Below are 16,313 nucleotides of genomic sequence, written 5' to 3' on the forward strand. Positions count from 1 at the left end.
CAGGCGGGAGGGCCGGCAGGCTTGGCGGTTTACCGCCTAGCCGAACGGGGTGGGCATCACACCATCCACACCCGCATCGTCCCCCATTCTTGCGAAACCGCCGCCATTCTGCGACCAAAACACGCATGGTTCCGGCAATCTTCGGCCTCTCCGGCCTGACCCTCGGCGACGACGAACGCGCCTTCTTCCGCGACGCCGATCCGGCGGGCTACATCCTGTTCGGCCGCAACGTCGAAAGCCGTGCGCAAGTCCGCGCCTTGACCGACGAACTGCGCTCCATCCACGGGCGCGAGCATCTGTTCGTCTGCATCGACCAGGAAGGCGGCCGCGTCGCCCGAATGAAGCCGCCGACCTGGAGCGCCTATCCGCCCGGCGAGGCGTTCGACCGGCTCTACGACCTTGCCCCCGCCAGCGCCATCGAGGCGGCGCGGGTGAACGCGCAGGCGCTCGGCCTTGACCTTGCCGAAGTCGGCGTCAGCGTGGACTGCCACCCTCGCTCGACGTGCGCCAGCCGGGCGCGCACGACGTTATCGGCGACCGCGCGCTGGGTGCCGAGCCGATGCGGGTGGCGGCGCTGGGCCGCGCGATCCTCGACGGCTTCGCGCGCTCGGGCGTCGCGGGCTGCATCAAGCACATCCCCGGCCACGGCCGCGCGATGGCGGACAGCCACAAGGAATTGCCCACCGTCACTGCCTCCGCCGAGGAACTGGAACTCGACCTCGCCCCGTTCCGCGCGCTGGCCAAGGCGCCGATCGGGATGACCGCACACGTGCGCTACACCGCGTGGGATGCCGAGAACCCTGGCACCCTCTCGCCTTTCGTGATCGGCGAGATCATCCGCAAGACCATCGGTTTTTCGGGTCTGCTGCTGACCGACGATCTCGATATGCAGGCCCTTTCCGGCAGCGTGCCGGAACTGGCGGCGCAGGCGATCGCGGCGGGCTGCGACATCGCGCTCAACTGCTGGGCGAAGATGGACGACATGGTCGGCATCGCCAAGGCCCTGCCGGTCATGGCCGAGGAAACCGCCGCCCGTCTCGACCATGCGCTGGCCGGAACCGGCCCCGCGACAGCGGCCGATCACGCCGAACTGCTGGCGAAGCGCGACGCCCTGCTGGCGCTGCGGGCGGCCTGACGTGGCCAGTAATCCCGGCCTCTTCGACGACTGGGACGGCGAGGACCGCCAGGGCGCTCAGGCCAACAAGCTGTACCTCGAGATCGACGGCTGGGAAGGGCCGCTCGATCTGCTGCTCGACCTCGCGCGGCGGCAGAAGGTCGATCTGCTGCGCATCTCGATCCTCGAACTGGTCGACGCTTACCTGACCTATATCGAGGAGGCCGAGGCGCTGCGGCTGGAACTGGCGGCCGATTACCTCGTGATGGCGGCGTGGCTGGCTTACCTGAAGTCCGCGCTGCTGCTGCCGCGCGACGAGCAGGAGGACCCGAGCCCCGAGGAAATGGCCCTGCGCCTGCAGATGCGCCTGCAGCGCTTGGGTGCGATGCGCGAGGCTGCGGCGCGGCTGATGGGACGCGACCGGCTGGGGCGCGATGTGTTCGAACGGGGTGCTCCCGAGGGATTGCGCGTCGATCGCAAGTCGCGCTGGCAGGTCGAGTGGTTCGACCTCGTAAGGGCTTATGGCGACGTGAAAATCCGTTCGCAGCCGGTAGTGCACATGGTGCGCGAGCGGATGGTGATGACGCTCGACACCGCGATCGCCCGGGTCGCCTCGATGCTCGGCGTGGCGATCGACTGGATGGAACTGCGCGACTTCCTTCCGGCAGCGCATGGCAGCTGGGAAAGCCCGCAATTGCGCCGTTCCGCGCTGGCTTCGAGCTTCGTCGCGGCGCTCGAACTGGCCCGTACCGGCAAGGCCGAACTGGCGCAGGACGAGACGTATGGCCCCCTGCGCCTAAGGGCACTCAAAGGCACCCAAACGTGACACAAGACGTCCAAAACGCGCCCGACGACGTGTTGCGTGCCGTGGAGGCGACCCTCTTCGCCTCCACCGAACCGCTTACCGCGGATCAGGTCGCGCTCCACCTCGGTTTCGGCGAGAAGGGCGGCGAGGTCCGCCCTGCGCTCGCCGATCTGCAGCGCCATTATGAGCGACGCGGCATCCACCTCGTCGAGCGCGGCGGGCGCTGGCATTTCGAGACCGCGCCCGATCTCGCGCACCTGCTCCGGCGTGAGAAGGAGGACGTGCGCCGCCTCAGCCGCGCCGCCACCGAGGTGCTGGCGATCGTCGCCTACCACGAACCCGTCAGCCGTGCCGAGATCGAGGCGATCCGCGGCGTCCAGACCGCCAAGGGTACGCTCGACGTGCTGATGGAGGCGGGCTGGGTGCGCGTCGCCGGTCGCCGCGAGGTGCCGGGGCGGCCGGTGATCTACGCGACGACGCCAGCGTTCCTCGACCACTTCGGGCTGGGCTCGCTGAAGGAACTGCCGGGCATCGACGAATTGCGCGCGGCGGGCCTGCTCGACCCGGTTGACGAAGACATGATCGAGACGGCGCTGGGCAGCAAGAATCCTCGCATACCGGACAACGCGGATTCCGAAGATGACTGACGTGCGACCGGTGAAGGACATAACCATGACGGGCTGGCAACTTGGCATCAAAGCGCCTACATGCTCCCTATGACCGGTCGGAATCGACCGCGCTTTTGGAGTTGAGGTTATGGGTAGCTTCTCGATCTGGCACTGGCTGATCGTTCTCGTGATCGTGCTCGTGCTGTTCGGACGCGGCCGCGTTTCGGAAATCATGGGTGACTTCGGCAAGGGCATCAAGAGCTTCAAGGACGGCATGAACGAGGAAGAGGCCAAGAAGGCCCAGGAAGCCTCGGCTCCCGCCGCCCAGATCTCGTCGCAGAAGGCCGATCCGGCGCCGACCGCGACCGAAGTGAAGAACGAACAGGCCTGAGCGCTCGGGGCTGATCGGGGATGTTCGACGTCGGTGCATCCGAACTGTTGATGATCGTCATCGTGGCGGTCGTCGTCATCGGTCCCAAGGACATGCCGATGGCGCTGCGCACGGCTGGCCGCTGGATCGGCAAGATGCGCAAGATGTCGAACCACTTCCGGTCCGGCATCGACGCCATGGTGCGTGAGGCCGAACTGGAGGAAATGGAGCGCAAGTGGCGCGAGCAGAACGAGGCCATCATGAAGGCGAGCCCGCAGCTCCCCTCGATGAACCCTTCTGCCGACGACATGAAGGCGCCCGCCATTTCGGAGCCAGTTGCGGAGGTTGCCGTGGCTGGTGACACGGAAACGCCCAAGGCCGAAGCGCCGAAGCAGGCTGAATTCCACTTACCCCCGCCGCCGCCCTGAGGCGAAATGACATGAGTTCCAATCACCTTCGTCATTGCGAGCGTAGCGAAGCAATCCAGGGCCACGAAGACCGTCCTGGATTGCTTCGCTACGCTCGCAATGACGATTTGGGGTCAGGCCCTCCCGCCTCGCACTCTGGCCTGAGGCCGAAATAAATGCAGCCCTTCCGCATTTCCGACATCGACGACACCCAGGCGCCGCTGCTCGATCACCTGATCGAGCTTCGGGCCGCCTGCTGCGGGCCTTCATGGCCTTCGCGCTGGCCTTCGCGGTGTGCTTCTACTTCGCGGGCGACATCTTTGCCTTCCTCGTCCGCCCGCTGACCGAGGCGTTCCCGCCCGGACAAGGCAAGCTGATCTATACCAAGCTCTACGAAGCCTTCTTCGTCGAGGTGAAGATCGCGATGTTCGCGGCCTTCTTCGTCAGCTTCCCGGTGATCGCCAACCAGATCTGGCAGTTCGTCGCCCCCGGCCTCTACGCGAAGGAAAAGAAGGCGTTCCTGCCGTTCCTGATCGCGACGCCGGTGCTGTTCACGATGGGCGCGGCGCTGGCCTACTACGTGGTGATGCCCACGGCGTTCCACTTCTTCCTCACGTTCGAGGGACAAAAGGGCGGGCTCAAGCTGGAGGCGCTGCCGGGCACGGGGGATTACCTCGCGCTGGTGATGCAGTTCATCCTGGCCTTCGGGATCAGCTTCCTGCTGCCGGTGCTGCTGATGCTGCTCAACCGTGCGGGGATGGTCACGCGCGCGCAGTGCGTGGGCGCGCGGCGCTATGCGATCGTCGGCATCTTCATCGTCGCCGCCGTGGCGACCCCGCCCGACGTCGTCTCGCAGCTGCTGCTGGCGGTGCCGTTGCTGCTGCTGTGGGAAGGCACGCTGGTGCTGATGTGGTTCACCGAGCGCCGCGACGCGAAAGACCGCGCGCGCGAGGAAAAGGCCGTCGAGGAAGCCGCCAAGGCTGCCGGACACGCTGCGGCGGAGTAAGGGCTGATAAGGTCCGGCGCCGCGTGCGGGCTTCGACAGGCTCAGCCTGAGCGGGGTTGGGATTTTTGCGCTACCTCCGCTCACCCTGAGCTTGTCGAAGGGTCAGGCTGAGCCTGTCGAAGCCCCCGGCGGCGAGGCGATCCCCGCGCGGGCTTTCCCGTTCCGCGCCAGTTCGCTGACCAGCGACCAGTCTCCCGCCATCATCGCTTCCTTCTTGGCGCGGCCCCAGCCCTTGAGCTTGCGTTCTGCGGCGAAGGCATCGTCGCGAGTCTGGAAATCCTGCGCCCAGAGGAATGTCACGGGCAGGCGGCTTGCTGTGTATCCGCCGAGGGCGCCGGTCCGATGCTGCGCGATGCGGCGTTCGAGGTCATCGGTGTGGCCCACGTAATACGATCCGTCGCGGCAGCGCAGGATGTATGTGTGGAACGCCATGGACTGAGGGTCTGGCGTTGCGGGCGGGCTTCGACAAGCTCAGCCTGAGCGGGTTGGGGTTAAAACTCGGCAAGGGGCGGTCCGAAAAGCAACCTCGTCGTCCCGCTCGGCCCGAGCGGATTGGGGTTAATCCTCGGCAATGGCGCGGTCAGGAAAGCAACCTACCAACCCCGCTCAGCCTGAGCTTGTCGAAGGCCCCGAGGCTGGGCGCGAGGTTCCCGTGCTTCGACGGGCTCAGCATGAGCGGTGTAGGGCGAAAGCAGTGCGCTTACCGCCGCACCCCCGCCTTGCCGCCGTCCTGCGCCGCCGACCATGCCAGCCTGCCGCCGATCCACGTTTCCAGCACATGCGTGCCGCGCAGCGCCTGCGGTTCGGCGGTCATCGGGTCTTCGTCCACGAACAGGAAGTCCGCGCGCATGCCCGGCGCGATGCGGCCGAGGCGGTCCTCGGCGAACAGTGAGTAGGCCGCGCCCGTGGTGTAGGCGCCCAGCGCCGCCTCGCGGGTCAGCACTTCCTGCGGCTGCCAGCCGCCGGTGGGCTGGCCGTCCGCACCGGTGCGGCTGATCGCCACCGCGAGGCCCTCGAAGGGATGCGCGGGCTCTACGGGCGTGTCGGAGCCGAAGGCCAGCTTCGCGCCCGTCGCCGCGATCGACTTCCATGCATAGGCGCCCGCCAGCCGCTGCGGGCCGAGGCGCGCCTCGGCCATGACGCGGTCGGAGGCTTCGTGCTGCGGCTGCATGCTGGCGATCACGCCGTTACGGCCGAAGCGCGGGATGTCGGCGGGATCGACCACTTGCGCATGCTCGATGCGCCAGCGGCGGTCGCCCTTGTAGGTCTGCGACAGTTCCTCGATCGAATCGAGCACGGTGGCGTTGGCCTCATCGCCGATGGCGTGGACCGCGACCTGGAAGCCGTCCATCGCCGCGCGGCTCATCAGGTTGCCGAGCTGGGTCTGGCTCATCTGCGGCAGGCCCTTGGTGGCGGCATCGTCGGCATAAGGCGCCTTGAGCCACGCCCCGCGCGAACCCAGCGCGCCGTCGAGGTAGAGCTTCACGCCGTTCATCTTGAGCCGGTCGTCGTCGATCCACGGTGTGGGGCCGGGGCCGCCGATCAGCGTCATCGCTTCGATGCCGCCCGCGTAGGCGACCACGCGCATGCGCAGCTGGTGCTTGTCGGAGGCGCGGCGGAAGGTCTGCCAGTCCTCGATCGAGGTGCCCATGTCCGCCACGGTGGTGACGCCCGCCGCCAGGAACTGCAACTGCGCCTCGCCGAAGGCGGTGTCGGCATCCTCGGGGCGGGGCTTGGGGCGCTTCTTCTCGACGAGCGCGGTGGCGGCGTCGACCAGCACGCCCGCCGGGGCCTTCGACCCCGCGACGCGCAGCACTTCGCCGCCTGCCGGATCGGCGGTGCTGGCGGTCACGCCCGCAGCGGCCAGCGCGGCGGAGTTGGCCCAGCCCGCGTGCCCGTCGATGCGGGTGAGCCAGGCGGGCTTGCCGCCGGTCACCGTGTCGAGTTCGGCGGCGGTCGGCATGCGGTCCAGCCCCCAGCTCGCCTGGTTCCAGCCGCCGCCGAGGATCCACGGCGCCTCGGGATGCGCGGCGGTCCATGCGGCGATGCGCGAAAGGGCCTCGTCGAGCGACTTCGCCATCGACAGGTCCAGCGTCATCTTCGCGAAGCCGGTCGCCATGACGTGGCCATGCGCATCGATCATGCCGGGCACGAGGATGCGGCCCTTGCCATCGACCTTGTAGTCCACCTTCTTGGGTCGCTTGTCGCCCTTGTGGAAGACTTGGGCGATCTTGCCCTGCGGGTCGATCAGGAAGCCCTCGAAGCGCTCCACGCCGCCCTTGCCGTCAGGGGTGACGCCCTCGACGTTGTCCACCAGCACATCGGCGACGGCGGGAGTTGCCAGCACCGTACCCGAAAGCAGCGTGGCCGCTGCCGCAATCCATGACTTCACGATTTACCCTTCTGGGGGAGCCGCTTGATGATGGCGCTCGTATCGAGCCGCCCGCCGCCCGTGGCCTGCACGTCGGAGAAGAACTGATCGACCAGCGCCGCCACCGGCAGCGAGACGCCCAGGCCCCGGCCTTCCTCAAGGCTGAGGCCCAGATCCTTGCGCATCCAGTCGATCGCGAGGCCGAAGTCGAATTCGCCCGCGTCCATGGTCTTCCAGCGGTTGTCCATCTGCCAGGACTGCGCGGCGCCGCCCGAGATCGCCTCGTAGACTTTGTCCATGTCGAGGTGCGAGGCCTGCGCGAAGCGCACCGCCTCTGCCAAAGCCGCGACGTTGCCGGCGATGCAGATCTGATTGGCCATCTTGGCGATCTGGCCCGAGCCCGCCTTGCCGACGTGGACGATGCGGCTGGAGTAGCTCTCCATGATCGGCCGTGCGGCTTCGAGCGCATCGTCGCGCCCGCCGCACATCAGGGTGAGGGTGCCGTTCTCCGCGCCGATCTGCGATCCGGTCATCGGCGCGTCGACGCAGTGGATCTTGAGGTCGCGCGCCTCGACCGAGATCTGGCGGGCGATGCGCGCCGAGACGGTGGTGTGGTCGATGAAGGTGCCGCCGCGCTTGAGCATGCGGAACACCCCGTTGGGGCCGAGCACGACGTCGGCAAGGTCGTCGTCGTTGCCGACGCAGGTGATCACCACATCAGCGTCCTGCGCCGCGTGGGCCGGGTTGGCGGCGATGCGGTGAGCGAGGCCGGGGTTGGCGTCGCGCCACTTGCGTGCGCGCTCGGGCGTGCGGTTGTAGATCGTCAGTTCGTGCCCGGCCTGCGCGATGTGCCGCGCGATCGCGCCGCCCATGGTGCCGAGGCCGATCATCGAGACCTTGCGCGGGGGTACGGCCGGGGCGGCGGGGGCTTCGGAGGCGGTCTCTTCGGTCATGGCCCGTTCTTAGCGCCTTTTGGCCAAAAGCAAACCGCCATAGGCACCGTCATGGGCCGACTTTGCTTTCCATCCGTCGCCGTTTCCGGTAGGCGCGCGGGTCTATGGACCAGACTTTGCTCAACACCGCTCCCGCGGGCCTCGAAGACGCCCCGCTGACCGCAGCCGACGTACGCGCGGCGGGGATGCGAATTTCGGGCAAGGTCGTGCGCACGCCGACGCTCTACAGCTCCACGCTGAGCGCGATCACCGGCGCCGACATCTGGCTCAAGTTCGAGAACCTGCAGTTCACCGCCGCCTACAAGGAGCGCGGCGCGCTCAACGCGCTGCTGCTGCTGACCGAGGAGCAGAAGGCGCGCGGCGTCATCGCCGCCTCGGCCGGCAACCACGCGCAGGGCCTGAGCTACCACGGCACCCGCCTTGGCGTGCCCGTCACCATCGTCATGCCCAAGACCACGCCGACGGTGAAGGTCATGCAGACCGAGAGCGTGGGCGGCAAGGTCGTGCTCGAAGGCGAGAGCTTCGACGAGGCCTATGCCCACGCCCGCAAGCTGGAGGGCCAGCTGGGCCTTACGTTCGTCCACCCCTTCGACGACCCGCACGTCGCCGCCGGACAGGGCACCGTCGCGCTGGAAATGCTGGAGGACGTGCCTGACCTCGACACGCTCGTCCTTCCGGTCGGCGGCGGCGGCCTGTCCACCGGCATGGGCACCGTGGCGCGCGACATCAATCCGGGAATCCGCCTGATCGGCGTCGAGGCGCAGCTCTATCCCTCGATGTACAATCTGCTCAAGGGCACCAGCCTGCCGATCGGCGGCGATACCCTGGCCGAAGGCATCGCGGTGATCGCGCCGGGGCTGATGACCTCGAAGGTGCTGCGCTCGCTGCTCGACGAGTTCCTGCTGGTCAGCGAATCGCAGATCGAGAGCGCGCTGGCGCTGCTGCTGCAGATCGAGAAGACGCTGGTGGAAGGCGCGGGCGCATCGGGCCTTGCCGCCGTGATCAACAACCGCGAGCTTTTCGTCGGCCGCAAGGTCGGCCTCGTGCTGTCGGGCGGCAACATCGACACCCGCCTGCTGGCGAACGTGCTGCTGCGCGACCTCGCCCGCTCGGGCCGCCTCGCCCGCCTCAAGATCGGCCTGCAGGATCGCGCCGGCGCGCTGTTCAAGGTCGCCAAGATCTTCCACGAACACAACGTCAACATCATCGAAGTCTTCCACCAGCGCATCTTCACGCACTTGCCCGCCAAGGGTCTCGTCACCGAGATCGAGTGCGAGGCGCGCGACAAGGAGCAGCTGCAGGCGCTGATCGCCGGGTTGCGCCGCGAAGGCTACGAAGTGAAGCTGGTCGAGACCGACTGATTCGAAAGAGGCTGGCCTTGGGCGATATCGAGGTATATCGTTCGAGGTAACGATTACATCGACCCATCGCCCCGAATTGGTACGGCGATGGGCCGATACCGCCAGTCCGGCGCGATTTCACCGCAGACCGGTCGGTTTTTGTGGTTAAAAGACTCGCAAGACGCTGCAGCGCTATGCATATTTGGGAAAGCAGACGGACATAAGGCCGGCCGCAACGCTAGAGGAAGATCCAGTTAGGTGACGGCTCCCGTTCGATTTCCCCGCTTCTTCGTGACGAGCCCGGCTCCGTGCCCGTACCTGCCGGGCCGTAGCGAGCGGAAGGTATTCACCGAACTCAAGGGACCGCACGCCGATTCGTTGAACGATGCGCTGGGTCGCATCGGCTTCCGTCGCAGCCAGACTGTCGCCTATCGCCCCTCCTGCATCGACTGCAACGCCTGCGTCTCGGTGCGCGTGGTCGCCTCCGAATTCCGCGCCTCGCGCACGCAGAAGCGCACGCTGGAGGCGCATTCGGATCTCGTCGCCACCGTCTGCCGCCCCTGGTCCACCAGCGAGCAGTTCGAACTGCTCCAGCGCTATCTCTCGGTTCGTCATCCCGAAGGCGGCATGACGACGATGGACGAGGTCGATTTCGCCGACATGGTGGAGCACACGCCCGTCACCAGCTACGTCATCGAATACCGCGAACCCTCGATCGACGGCGTCGTGCCGGGCCGCCTCGTCGGCGCCTGCCTGACCGACCGCCAGTGCGACGGCCTGTCGATGATCTACTCGTTCTACGATCCCGATAGCGAGCGGCAAGGGCTGGGCAACTACATCATCCTCGACCACATTCGCCGCTCGCAGGACATGGGCCTGGGCTTCGTCTACCTCGGCTATTGGGTTGAGGGTTCGGCCCGCATGCAATACAAGGTGCGTTACCGCCCGATGGAGAAACTCGGCCGCGCCGGGTGGGAACGCATCGACACCGCTGAACACGACCGCCTGATCGCCGCAGCCGTCTCAACCCCCGTTGCGACGCCGCCGCGACCGGTCCCAAGGACGGGATGCCCTCTGTCACCAAGGGGTGAGGGGCAAGCTGGTCACGCACGGCTGATTGACCACTATTGTCGGGCATATGGTGGGAAACCGGTGGATTCGGAATTTCAGGTATGAATAGATATCTTCCGAAAGCTTCTTCAGAAAATTTTGTTACAAGGAAGCGTCGCGTTGTGATCTGAGGTCTAAGTTATTCAAGACTTGGTAAGTCAGAATGGCCGATAGTTATTTCGATTGTCATCAATTTTTACTGATGGGTCGTTATAATGATTTCATTTTATCATGTTGGTCAGCATAACGATTGAGATTATGCGATTGCAGCATAAAGCCGTTGACTGTTTGGGTATCTCGCTCGATTAGATGTTCAATCGGAAGCAGTGGACCGAGCCGAGCCTTCGCGAGGCAGGGATTTCTGTCTCGAAAGCACATGATTCACGCGGGTGATCTGGATGAAAATTGCCGTCTTCGGCTTAGGCTATGTTGGGTTGTCGAACGCAGTGCTATTGGCGCAGCACAACGAGGTTGTTGCCGTCGACATATCGCCCGAGCGGGTTGAAATGCTCAATGCCCGAAAGTCGCCGATCATAGATGCGGAAATCGAGGATTTTCTTGCGACAAGAAATCTCAATCTCACGGCGACCCTGGACCCTGCGGAAGCCTTGATTGGAGCGGACTACGTCATTGTCGCGACACCGACCAATTACGATGCCGAGACCAACAAGTTCGATACCTCCTCTGTCGAGGTGGTCATTCGTACCGCGATCGCAGAGAGTTCGACCAGCACGATCGTCGTGAAATCGACGATCCCGGTCGGTTTCGTCGATGATGTCCAAGCGAAACTGGGCACCTCGCAAGTCATTTTCAGTCCTGAATTCCTGAGGGAAGGCAGGGCGTTGTACGACAACCTGCACCCTTCGCGCATCATCGTCGGAGAGCGTTCCGAACGCGCGAAGGTTTTCGCGGAACTGCTGCTGGAAGGTGCCGAAAAGAAGGATGTCGACCTGCTTTTCACGAATGCTCGTGAAGCCGAGGCGATCAAGCTATTCGCGAACACGTATCTTGCGATGCGAGTCGCCTTTTTCAACGAACTGGACAGCTATGCCATCGCCGGCGGCATGGACACGCGCCAGATAATCGACGGCGTCGGATTGGATCCGCGTATCGGCAGTCACTACAACAACCCGAGCTTCGGTTACGGCGGTTACTGCCTGCCGAAGGACACCAAGCAGTTGCTGGCGAACTACACCGATGTGCCGCAAAACCTGATACGCGCCATCGTCGATGCCAATCGCACCCGCAAGGATTTCCTGGCCGACCAGATCATCATGAAGAGCCCCCGGAAGGTTGGCGTGTTCCGGCTCGTCATGAAGGCAGGTTCGGACAATTTTCGACAGTCCTCGATCCAGGGGATCATGAAGAGATTGAAGGCGAAGGGCATCGAGGTGGTGATCTACGAGCCGGCGATGGAGGCGGATGAATTCTTCGGTTCCAAGGTGTTGCGGGATCTGTCGACCTTCAAGCAGGATTGCGACGTCATCATCGCCAATCGCATGACAACGACGATTGCGGACGTGGCGGATAAAGTATTCACCCGTGACCTGTTCGGTTCCGACTGATCCTTCTGCCTTCTCGGCGCGAACTGCGTAGGGAGCTTCCGTCTTCGGCTATCAAGTAACGATCCGAAGGCATATGGCGTCTTTTCATTTGATAGACAGGTCATCATCCATGACCTTTTGGCGATGGCAGCGCGGTGCAGCAGTTTCGCGTGACGCAGGCGCAGAGCGAGGCGTCCGTCATTTCGGTATGTGGCCTCGTAGCCAGCGGCAGCGCCAGCCATTCGGCATGAACCAAAGGCTCTAACGGCAGCGGCTTGAGGTTCGGAACATCGACTTCATCGAACAGCTGACGGCGCGCCTTGCCAAACTGGCACAGCGCTCGTCGGTCATTGCGATCGGCAAGGCTCTCGGCAATCGCTGCATTGAGCTAGGCGAGGCTGTGGAAGATTCTGGTTGCGCAATCGGCCCAAAAGCCAGGGCTCGACGATACCGGCGCAGGCCTCGAGCTTGGCTTTGTCTCGCAGCTTGCGCGGCGGCTTCGGCAAGATCGCCGTACCGTAATCGCGAGCCTATCGGTGCAACTGTGGTTCACCTGGCGATCAAAGTGATAGGCCTTGATCACCGCCACCTTGGCATTGTCGGGCACCAGCAGCTGGGGAACGCCGCCGAAGAAAGCGAAGGCGGCATTTCTGCCTGTGATCCAGTCGGAGAACCGCTCGGTCCATGTCGCGAGGGCAAACGACAGGCTCGATCGTCCATCACGGCGACGAAAATGTGGGCACCGCGGGGCTCACCGGTCCGTCGATCCACCACGATCGGCACCGTACCGCCAGCGCAATCGAGGAACAGCTTCTCGCCGCCGGCATGGCTTTGGCGCATGACCAGCGGCAGGCGGCCAGCGTCGGAACAGATCGCAGAAGCGGCTGTAACGATAACCGTCCGGATGCTCGGCACGGTACTCTTCCCAGAGCACCTGCAGGTTCACGTGTTTGCACTTCAGTTCGCGCGTTACCACCGGCCAATCCGGCTCGGGCAGCTTACGCCGCCCAGGTTTGGCGCCCAAGGCGCCATACAGGCCTCCCTCCAGATTTATGTCGCCAATCTTGGACGGACCCGGCGACTCCAATCCCGAGCGCTCGAAGCGCACGACCATGTCGCGCACTGTGGGCCGAGTAAGGCCGGTCAGCCGGGCGATCTTGCGCATCGGGACACGAGCCTCCCGATGCATTCTCACTACTTCGCGCACATGGCGCATCTTCGGCCTCCTCGTCGGCATCTCCATCCTCCGGCTTCTACGCCGATAGGATGAACCCAACGATCGGGCTTCTCACTCCCTCCCGGGTGGCCGGGCTGACCTCGGAATCCGCAGCCCTCCTGTTACGAAGGGGGCGGCCTGCCTATCTCTAGGCACAACCGGCACCCGTGATGCCGTCATGGTGCATTGTCGCCGGGCTTTCAGATCAGATGGATCTGCTCGTGGCGCCTGCGTTAACGTGCTTTCTTTGCCTGATTGAGCGCCGCTGCCGCGCGCAACAGTGTCGAGAGAGCGGCCTCGTCGATTGTCGCACCCTCATAAATGTCGATGGCGCGGCGCACGTTGCCGTCGAGGCTGGCGTTGAACAGGCCCGCCGGGTCGGGCACCGAGGCGCCCTTGGCGAACGTCAGCTTCACCGCCGCCTTGTAGGTCTCCCCGGTGCAGACGATGCCGCCGCCCGCGTACCACGTGGGCACGCCGCGCCATTTCCATTCCTCGACCACCTCGGGTAGCGCGGCGTGGACGACGGCCCGCACTCTTGCTAGCGCCTCCCCGCGCCAGTCGCCGAGTTCGGCAATGCGTTCGTCGATCAACTGAGCGGGGGTTTTCGTGTCGGTCATGCTGTCCCGTAGAGTTTCGCTTCATCCGCGCGCCGGTTCTTGAGGCCGGTCATCGGCTTGCCGTCGTTGTAGATCCACTTGCCGAACTGGGCCTGTGCCCCGGCGAAGTCACCCGCCTTGTGCAGCTTGCCCAGCGTCGAACTCGTAATCTTGCCGGTGTTGTAATGAAACGAGACGAGCGCGTCGAACTGGTTCTGCGAGGTCGCGGCCGAACCGATGAAGGCGGCCACTTCCTTCACGTAATCGACCATGTCGACGTCGAAACGCGCATCGCACTGCGCCTGCGTCCAGACGACGCCTTTCCTGACGTCCGGGCCGGTCGAGCCCCAGCCGATCGTCCAGGGCTTGCCGTCGACGCTGCCGGGGTCGGGATAGGCTGCGAAGGTGCCGTCCGCGAGGCGCCTGGCGCAGCCCTCCCACTTCTTGATGAGCTTGGCCCCGGCGGCGCCCAGCACGCGCCCGGTCGCCGCAGCGGGGCTTGCGGGGGCTGCGACCGGCTCGGGGGCGAGGCTTGCGGTCAACGCGCCGGTGGAAAGGTCGATCGCCTTGTCCAGCGCGTTGACTTCGGCCTGTGTGAACGAACGGTCCAGCATCTTGCGGACGGCATCAAAGATCGGCTTGCGATTCATGTACGTGCCCTTTCGCTACAGACGGCGCACGCAGTATCGCGTGCAGAACAACTACACTTCGTGCGCCCGAATACGTGTGAATACGGAAATCATACCGCCAGATACGGCCCCATCTCTTGCGGGGTGCGCATGAGGTACATCCACGCCGGTGTTGTAGGAAAGCGGATTCTTGAGGAGGAGCGGCGCTATCCGGAATTGTCATCGAGCCCGAACGCGAAAGGGGCGCCCGGATTGCTCCGGACGCCCCCTCTCGGCGAACTGCCAAACTGGCGAATATCGCCAGCGCTGATCGGATGGATCAGGCGCTGTAGTACATGTCGAACTCGACGGCCGACGGCGTGGTTTCCCAGCGCAGCACTTCGGGCCACTTGAGTTCGAGGTAGGCTTCGATCTGGTCCTCGGTGAACACGCCGCCTTCGAGAAGGAAGGCGTGGTCGGCCGCGAGGGCGTCCAGAGCTTCACGCAGCGAACCGCAGACGGTCGGCACTTCGGCGAGTTCGGCCGGCGGCAGATCGTACAGGTTCTTGTCCATGGCTTCGCCCGGGTGGATCTTGTTCTTGATGCCGTCGAGGCCGGCCATCAGGAGCGAAGCGTAGCACAGGTAGGGGTTGGCCATCGCGTCGGGGAAGCGGAATTCCACGCGCTTCGCCTTGGTGCCCGCACCGTAGGGGATGCGGCACGAGGCCGAACGGTTGCGCGCCGAGTAGGCGAGCAGAACCGGTGCTTCGTAACCCGGGACCAGGCGCTTGTAGCTGTTGGTGGTCGGGTTGGTGAAGGCGTTGAGGGCCTTGGCGTGCTTGATGACGCCGCCGATGAAGTACAGGCAGGTCTCCGACAGGCCGGCGTAGCCGTTGCCGGCGAAGGTGTTCTCACCCTCGTTCCAGATCGAGATATGCGTGTGCATGCCCGATCCGTTGTCCTTCATGATCGGCTTGGGCATGAACGTTGCGGTCTTGCCGTAAGCCTGTGCGACCATGTGCACGACGTACTTGTAGATCTGCATGCGGTCGGCGGTGGTGACCAGCTTGCCGAAGGTCAGGCCGAGTTCGTGCTGGGCAGCCGCCACTTCGTGGTGGTGCTTGTCGCAGGGCAGGCCCATTTCGAGCATGGTGGTGACCATCTCGGCGCGGATGTCCACGGCCGAGTCGACCGGGGCGACCGGGAAGTAGCCACCCTTGGCACGCGGGCGGTGGCCCAGGTTGCCGGTGTCGTATTCCTTGTTGGTGTTGCCCGGCAGTTCGATGTCGTCGATCTTGAAGCCGTTGCCGTCGTAGCCGTCGTAGAACTTCACGTCGTCGAACATGAAGAACTCGGCCTCGGGGCCGACGAACACGGTGTCGCCGAACCCGGCCGACTTGACGAACGATTCCGCACGCTTCGCGGTCGAGCGCGGGTCGCGGGCATAGAGTTCACCGGTCGAGGGCTCGACGATGTCGCAGAACAGGATCAGCATCGGGGTGGCCGAGAACGGATCGGTGTAGACCGCGTCGAGGTCGGGCTTGAGGATCATGTCCGACTCGTTGATGGCCTTCCAGCCCTCGATCGACGAACCGTCGAACATCAGGCCGTCTTCCAGCTCATCCTCGCCGAGGACGGTCGAAACCATGGTCAGGTGCTGCCACTTGCCCTTGGGGTCCGTGAAGCGAAGATCGACCCACTCGATCTCCTCGTCCTTGATCTTCTTGAGGACGTCCTTTGCACTAGCCATTTTCTTGGTTCTCCAGCGTTACTCTTCCGATCCCGAAAGAGGATAGGGTTGTTCGTGTTGCGGGAATGCGACGGCCCCCACCATCGCAGCCCGATCCTGTGTAATTACAGCGCGTCGTCGTCGCGTTCGCCGGTGCGGATGCGCACGGCGGTCTCGACGGGGACGACGAAGATCTTGCCGTCGCCGATGCGGCCGGTCTGCGCGGCGTCGGCGATCGCCTCCACCACGCGCTCGGCCAGAGCGTCGGGCACGACGACCTCGAGCTTAACCTTAGGGAGGAAATCCACGACGTATTCGGCGCCGCGGTAGAGTTCGGTGTGGCCCTTCTGGCGCCCAAAGCCCTTGGCTTCGGTGACGGTGATACCCGAGACGCCGACTTCGTGCAGCGCTTCCTTCACTTCGTCGAGCTTGAACGGCTTGATGATGGCTTCGATTTTCTTCACGCCTGCCTGGACCCCTGCACTTGCACCCGGACTGTATCTTGAGGGAACCGGTCCGGGAACCAGAAGCCT

General features: G+C 64.6%; 15 protein-coding genes and 2 pseudogenes. 9 read left to right on the forward strand and 8 right to left on the reverse strand.

Going from position 1 to position 16,313, the window contains the following annotated elements; genetic code table 11:
- Positions 1 to 125 precede the first annotated feature (125 nt).
- The 6 genes and pseudogenes from nagZ to tatC all read left to right on the forward strand — a co-directional run bounded on the left by nagZ (position 126) and on the right by tatC (position 4,310).
- Positions 126 to 1,135, forward strand: a pseudogene (gene nagZ / locus KZO24_RS00720) (beta-N-acetylhexosaminidase).
- A 1-nt stretch (position 1,136) separates the two neighbouring features.
- Positions 1,137 to 1,940 carry a segregation and condensation protein A gene (locus KZO24_RS00725; protein ID WP_486486724.1) on the forward strand — a complete coding sequence of 268 codons (804 nt, stop codon included), beginning with the start codon at positions 1,137 to 1,139 and terminating at the stop codon, positions 1,938 to 1,940.
- Positions 1,937 to 2,566 carry an SMC-Scp complex subunit ScpB gene (gene scpB, locus KZO24_RS00730; protein ID WP_271180939.1) on the forward strand — a complete coding sequence of 210 codons (630 nt, stop codon included), beginning with the start codon at positions 1,937 to 1,939 and terminating at the stop codon, positions 2,564 to 2,566. Before KZO24_RS00725 ends, scpB begins: the two co-directional genes overlap by 4 nt.
- A gap of 109 nt (positions 2,567 to 2,675) precedes the next feature.
- Positions 2,676 to 2,918 carry a twin-arginine translocase TatA/TatE family subunit gene (locus KZO24_RS00735; protein WP_008829337.1) on the forward strand — a complete coding sequence of 81 codons (243 nt, stop codon included), beginning with the start codon at positions 2,676 to 2,678 and terminating at the stop codon, positions 2,916 to 2,918.
- A 20-nt stretch (positions 2,919 to 2,938) separates the two neighbouring features.
- Complete coding sequence (gene tatB / locus KZO24_RS00740; protein ID WP_486486725.1) at positions 2,939 to 3,325, forward strand: Sec-independent protein translocase protein TatB; 387 nt, start codon at positions 2,939 to 2,941, stop codon at positions 3,323 to 3,325.
- 155 nt (positions 3,326 to 3,480) lie between these two features.
- Positions 3,481 to 4,310 (forward strand): annotated as a pseudogene (gene tatC / locus KZO24_RS00745) (twin-arginine translocase subunit TatC).
- Positions 4,311 to 4,412: 102 nt separating this feature from the next.
- On the opposite strand, the gene KZO24_RS00750 reads toward tatC, so the two are convergent.
- The 3 genes from KZO24_RS00750 to KZO24_RS00760 form a co-directional block, all read right to left on the reverse strand.
- Positions 4,413 to 4,742, reverse strand: coding sequence for a GIY-YIG nuclease family protein (locus KZO24_RS00750; protein ID WP_271180942.1), 330 nt, complete (start codon positions 4,740 to 4,742; stop codon positions 4,413 to 4,415).
- A gap of 268 nt (positions 4,743 to 5,010) precedes the next feature.
- Positions 5,011 to 6,702: an amidohydrolase gene (locus KZO24_RS00755; RefSeq protein WP_271180943.1), complete on the reverse strand. Its 1,692-nt coding sequence runs from the start codon at positions 6,700 to 6,702 to the stop codon at positions 5,011 to 5,013.
- Positions 6,699 to 7,634: an NAD(P)-dependent oxidoreductase gene (locus tag KZO24_RS00760; RefSeq protein ID WP_069708942.1), complete on the reverse strand. Its 936-nt coding sequence runs from the start codon at positions 7,632 to 7,634 to the stop codon at positions 6,699 to 6,701. Before KZO24_RS00760 ends, KZO24_RS00755 begins: the two co-directional genes overlap by 4 nt.
- A gap of 104 nt (positions 7,635 to 7,738) precedes the next feature.
- On the opposite strand from KZO24_RS00760, the gene KZO24_RS00765 reads away from it, so the two are divergent.
- The 3 genes from KZO24_RS00765 (at position 7,739) to KZO24_RS00775 (ending at position 11,649) form a co-directional block, all read left to right on the forward strand.
- Positions 7,739 to 8,995, forward strand: a complete 1,257-nt coding sequence (locus tag KZO24_RS00765; RefSeq protein ID WP_271180944.1) for a threonine ammonia-lyase — start codon at positions 7,739 to 7,741, stop codon at positions 8,993 to 8,995.
- A gap of 237 nt (positions 8,996 to 9,232) precedes the next feature.
- On the forward strand, positions 9,233 to 10,150 hold the full coding sequence (locus KZO24_RS00770; RefSeq protein ID WP_486486726.1) for an arginyltransferase: 918 nt from the start codon (positions 9,233 to 9,235) through the stop codon (positions 10,148 to 10,150).
- Between the two features lie 332 nt (positions 10,151 to 10,482).
- The gene (locus KZO24_RS00775) at positions 10,483 to 11,649 is read left to right on the forward strand and encodes a nucleotide sugar dehydrogenase (RefSeq protein ID WP_271180946.1); all 1,167 of its coding nucleotides are present in this window, start codon (positions 10,483 to 10,485) and stop codon (positions 11,647 to 11,649) included.
- Positions 11,650 to 12,379: 730 nt separating this feature from the next.
- On the opposite strand, the gene KZO24_RS00780 is transcribed toward KZO24_RS00775, so the two are convergent.
- From KZO24_RS00780 to KZO24_RS00800, 5 genes are all read right to left on the reverse strand, one after another.
- Complete coding sequence (locus KZO24_RS00780; protein WP_373877732.1) at positions 12,380 to 12,793, reverse strand: hypothetical protein; 414 nt, start codon at positions 12,791 to 12,793, stop codon at positions 12,380 to 12,382.
- Positions 12,794 to 13,077: 284 nt separating this feature from the next.
- Positions 13,078 to 13,464 carry a DUF1801 domain-containing protein gene (locus KZO24_RS00785; RefSeq protein ID WP_271180948.1) on the reverse strand — a complete coding sequence of 129 codons (387 nt, stop codon included), beginning with the start codon at positions 13,462 to 13,464 and terminating at the stop codon, positions 13,078 to 13,080.
- Complete coding sequence (locus KZO24_RS00790; RefSeq protein ID WP_271180949.1) at positions 13,461 to 14,093, reverse strand: lysozyme; 633 nt, start codon at positions 14,091 to 14,093, stop codon at positions 13,461 to 13,463. Before KZO24_RS00790 ends, KZO24_RS00785 begins: the two co-directional genes overlap by 4 nt.
- Before the next feature lie 298 nt (positions 14,094 to 14,391).
- On the reverse strand, positions 14,392 to 15,801 hold the full coding sequence (gene glnA / locus KZO24_RS00795) for a type I glutamate--ammonia ligase (protein WP_271180950.1): 1,410 nt from the start codon (positions 15,799 to 15,801) through the stop codon (positions 14,392 to 14,394).
- 104 nt (positions 15,802 to 15,905) lie between these two features.
- Positions 15,906 to 16,244, reverse strand: coding sequence for a P-II family nitrogen regulator (locus KZO24_RS00800; RefSeq protein ID WP_008832116.1), 339 nt, complete (start codon positions 16,242 to 16,244; stop codon positions 15,906 to 15,908).
- Positions 16,245 to 16,313 lie beyond the last annotated feature (69 nt).

The sequence above is a fragment of the Novosphingobium sp. NFX11 genome, assembly GCF_057376415.1.